Raw genomic sequence first — 1,221 nt, 5'->3', positions numbered from 1 at the left:
GGACCGTCGGAGTCGGGGGCCGTTCCCGGTTCGGGGGCCGGGTCGAGGCCCGGATCACCCCTGGCTGGGACCCGCCGCCGCTGAGATCTGCAGCGCTGCCATCGGACACGCCCGATGTTCCCGCCTCGATTCGCGTTGCGCAACCGGATGCCGTATTCTTTTTCGCGGTGACGTGTCCGAGCGGCCGAAGGTGCGACTCTCGAAAAGTCGTGTGCGGTAACCCCGCACCGTGGGTTCAAATCCCACCGTCACCGCCAGAGCGAAGGCCCCGAGATCCTTGAGAAATCAACGGATCCGGGGCCTTCGTCATGTGTCGTGTCAGGCGAGCCCGTCCCAGAACTCCCGCAGCTGCTCGCTCTTGCGGAAGACGATCGTGTCCCATTCCTCATCGGTGGTCGCGCTGTCGGCGAAGTCGGACGGCACCTTGAACAGCTGCAGGGGCACCCCGAGACGCTCGCACACGCTCGCGTAGGCGTACGCCTCCATATCGACGAGCGAGGCGCCGAGACCCGCGATACGGGCGCGCTGCGCGTCGTTCTGCACGAAGACGTCCCCGGTCGCGATCACGGCTGTGCGCTCGGGGGGCAGGATCGCGGGGCCCGCCGGACGCAGCTCCGGCGAGGGCAGCGAGAAGTCGTGCTGCACCACGCCCGTGATCTGGTAGACGTCCTCGAGGCTCGGTCGCTCGGGCCCGTCGCTCACGACCCCCGCCGTGCCGAGCACCACCACCTGGTCGATCCCGTCCGCGGCGAGCGTGGTCGCGAGCGACACCGCGGCGTTCACCTTTCCCACGCCGGTCACGAGGTGCGGCACGTCGGCGAACGCCGAGGCCTCATCTCGATGCGCGAAGACGAGCAGCGTGGTGGGTTGTGGCATGGGAACTCCTCACGGCGCGGGTCGCCGATCAATGCGGATCTCGGGGATTCCGCGTGCCACTGGGATGTCATGGCGGAGGAATCTTCGAACCACACTAGCGTTTCTCGAAGACATCTTCTAAACTGTAGAACTGAGCTTGTGAGCGACCCGCGTTTCCGCCCGAAGCAATCGGACAGATTCAAGGCGTCGAGAGATCAACTCCGCGAGTCCCGCGAAGCTCAGCAGCACGGTCCGGCCCTTCCACACGGCCGCCTTGGCATGAGCCGTGCGCACACCGTAATCCGGCGCACCACGGTGGTGCGCCCTCGAAAGGACTCATCATGGAAACCACCAACATCATCGACC

1 protein-coding gene and 1 tRNA gene are annotated in these 1,221 nt (G+C 66.3%); one reads left to right on the top strand and one right to left on the bottom strand.

What is annotated here, in order from left to right; genetic code table 11:
* Positions 1-166 precede the first annotated feature (166 nt).
* Positions 167-257: transfer RNA gene (locus tag ACYVIH_RS16695), tRNA-Ser, on the top strand.
* Positions 258-318: 61 nt separating this feature from the next.
* Here ACYVIH_RS16695 and ACYVIH_RS16690 read toward each other — a convergent pair.
* Positions 319-876, bottom strand: coding sequence for a phosphorylase family protein (locus tag ACYVIH_RS16690; RefSeq protein ID WP_460870621.1), 558 nt, complete (start codon positions 874-876; stop codon positions 319-321).
* Between the last annotated feature and the right edge of the window lie 345 nt (positions 877-1,221).

Source organism: Nocardioides pakistanensis, from assembly GCF_054781215.1.
Note: the sequence above shows the minus strand (reverse complement) of the source record. Positions and strands in the feature narration are given on the sequence as shown.

Excerpts from the sequence above, each read along its gene's own strand:
- ACYVIH_RS16690 (WP_460870621.1), bottom strand. The coding sequence starts at position 876 with ATGCCACAACCCACCACGCTGCTCGTCTTCGCGCATCGAGATGAGGCC.